The following is a 2,439-nucleotide window of genomic DNA, read 5'->3' as shown; positions in this document are numbered from 1 at the left end:
CAACCGAAGCGGCCCAGTCAGGCGTCGGAACGTCGAGGCTGGTGGAATCCTTGGTGTCGAACGAGCACATGGATTTCAGCAGGATCGCCGAGTCCTTCACCGTCTTGGTGATCGGGCCAGCCTGATCCAGCGACGAGGCAAACGCCACCATGCCAAAACGGCTGGCGCGGCCATAGGTCGGCTTGATGCCCACAGTGCCGGTGAATGCGGCCGGTTGGCGGATCGAGCCGCCGGTGTCCGAAGCGGTAGCCGCCAGACACAGGTTTGCCGCCACAGCCGATGCCGAACCACCCGACGAGCCGCCCGGTGTCAGTTGCGCATCATCGCCCTTGGCTTTCCACGGGTTCACAACCGGACCGAAGGCCGAGGTTTCGTTGGCCGAGCCCATGGCGAACTCGTCCATGTTCAGCTTGCCCAGCATAACCGCACCATCGCGCCACAGATTGGCGGTGACAGTGGATTCATACGGCGGCACGAAACCGCGCAGCATGTTGGAGCCGGCCGTCGTCTGCACACCCTCTGTGCAGAACAGGTCCTTGATACCCAACGGTGCGCCCTCAAGGTCACCGCCCTCGCCCTTGGCGAGCTTGGCGTCAGATGCGCGGGCTTGTGCCAGTGCCTTTTCGCCGGTGACTTCGATATAGGCGTTCAGCGTCGGGTTGGCGGTCGCAATCTCGCCAAGGAAGGCTTGCGTCAGCTCTTCCGACGAGAAGGTCTTGGCTTTCAGGCCGTCAACAGCATCGGCCAGTGTCAGTTTGGTCAGGTCGCTCATAATCTTACTCCACGACCTTCGGCACAACGAAGAAGCCGTCTGCGGCCTTGGGGGCGTTCGACAGGACATCGGCAACCTTATTGCCGTCAGTCACAACGTCGTCACGCATGCGCAGGGTCTGGGCCACGTTCGAGGTCATCGGCTCGACACCGTCTACGTCCACCTCGTTCAGCTGCTCGATCCAATTCAGGATGCCGTTCAGCTCCTGGGCCAATGGCTCCAGTCGTTCCTCGGGGGTCTTGATACGGGCGAGGTGGGCAACCCGCCTCACCGTCGCGGCGTCGATAGCCATGGAAGTCTCCGAATAATCCGGTAGCGCAGACGATAGGGAGTCGTCGCGCCTACATTAAGAATGTGGGTTACCGCTCTGCCGCGCTTTCGACAAGCGGTTCACGCGACATCGTCCCCTGACCAAGGGCGTATACCCCTAGAATTGCCTCGCAAGTTACATAAAGTGGACCGCTAGACCGAGGCGGTTGCTTCGGTTTCACGTTCAGCATTTCAGTTCTGGTTTTCCGTAATGCGCAAATACGAACGAAGCCGAATGGCCATCATACTCAGTGGCACAGGGGGTGCATTGCTGATGCTGGCTCTCTATTTCGTATTCTCTATGATCTTTTATGCGCTTGTTGCTGCAGCGGTCCTGGCGTCCGTCGGTTTGGTGCTGACAACGGTCTATAAGTACGAAAATTTTTGGCCCGAAAATGATACATCTGACACGAAAAATGACCGTAGAGCGCTGTTTGTATGTAAGTTATTTTTGATCATGGGCCTCACGATCGGTCTGGTGTTGAGGCTGGCGAACGAGAACGGGACCATCGCTCGCACGGCGTTTTTTACGGGCGCAATCCTGCTGGTTTCAGGCATGGCACTGACGATCTGGCTCAGGCTACGCCGATACAACCGCCAATGGACCTAAACGCCAGAGCGTCTGTCGGCGTTGGCACTTGGGATTTAGACCTGTAAGGAGCGGCTGTGCCTGTATTTGACCTTAAAGACCTGCCCGCTGCCTGCCCTCCGAACACTGCGTGGATCGGACTGGACCTTGGCGAAAAAACCATTGGTGTCGCGGTTTCCGACACCAGCCGGATGATTTCCAGCCCTCTCAAGCTAATCCGCAAGAGCAAGTTCTCGATCGAAGCCGAGGAACTGTTCAAGCTTATGGAGGGCCGCAACGTATCGGCGCTGGTTATCGGCCTGCCGCTTAATATGGATGGCACCGAAGGTCCGCGCGCCCAGTCATGCCGCGCCTTTGCCCGCAATCTGGAGCGCCTGCGTCCTGTCAATGTGGCGTTTCAGGACGAGCGCCTTTCCACAGCCGGTGTCGAGCGTTTCCTGATCGAGGAACTGGACCTCAATCGCAAGCGTCGCGCAGAGGTCGTGGATCGCACCGCTGCGTCGTGGATTCTACAAGGCGCACTGGACACTCTTCGCCTGACCAATCCGTCTTTGTAAGCACAATCGGAAACGTGATGTGACGCCATCCACTGATATGATGGCGTCACCCTATTCCCTCGGGCTCCGGACACGCCTATAGCGGCTTCTCGATGACCCAAGCCGCACTTGTCACCGAAATCATTCAGGAGCGGCTCACCCCGTTCCCCAAAGCCCACTTCCTTGCTGCTGCGGATTTAAATCCGCCTGCCGCCATGGCTTTGCTCGATCTG

4 protein-coding genes are annotated in these 2,439 nt (G+C 58.4%); 2 read left to right on the top strand and 2 right to left on the bottom strand.

Annotated elements, in window-relative coordinates:
- Both RSB01_RS13990 and gatC read right to left on the bottom strand, forming a co-directional pair.
- A partial coding sequence (locus RSB01_RS13990) for an amidase (RefSeq protein WP_332625741.1) occupies positions 1 to 772 on the bottom strand: 772 nt, incomplete at its 3' end.
- Positions 773 to 776: 4 nt separating this feature from the next.
- Positions 777 to 1,064: an Asp-tRNA(Asn)/Glu-tRNA(Gln) amidotransferase subunit GatC gene (gatC, locus tag RSB01_RS13985; RefSeq protein ID WP_332591421.1), complete on the bottom strand. Its 288-nt coding sequence runs from the start codon at positions 1,062 to 1,064 to the stop codon at positions 777 to 779.
- Positions 1,065 to 1,316: 252 nt separating this feature from the next.
- On the opposite strand from gatC, the gene RSB01_RS13980 reads away from it, so the two are divergent.
- Both RSB01_RS13980 and ruvX read left to right on the top strand, forming a co-directional pair.
- The gene (locus RSB01_RS13980) at positions 1,317 to 1,691 is read left to right on the top strand and encodes a hypothetical protein (RefSeq protein WP_332591420.1); all 375 of its coding nucleotides are present in this window, start codon (positions 1,317 to 1,319) and stop codon (positions 1,689 to 1,691) included.
- Between the two features lie 56 nt (positions 1,692 to 1,747).
- A complete protein-coding gene (gene ruvX / locus RSB01_RS13975) occupies positions 1,748 to 2,227 on the top strand; it encodes a Holliday junction resolvase RuvX (RefSeq protein WP_332591419.1) in 480 nt (159 codons plus the stop codon).
- Positions 2,228 to 2,439: the final 212 nt, after the last annotated feature.

This window comes from Brevundimonas sp. (assembly GCF_036659295.1).
GTDB lineage: Bacteria > Pseudomonadota > Alphaproteobacteria > Caulobacterales > Caulobacteraceae > Brevundimonas.
This window is presented reverse-complemented; position numbering and strand designations above follow the sequence as displayed.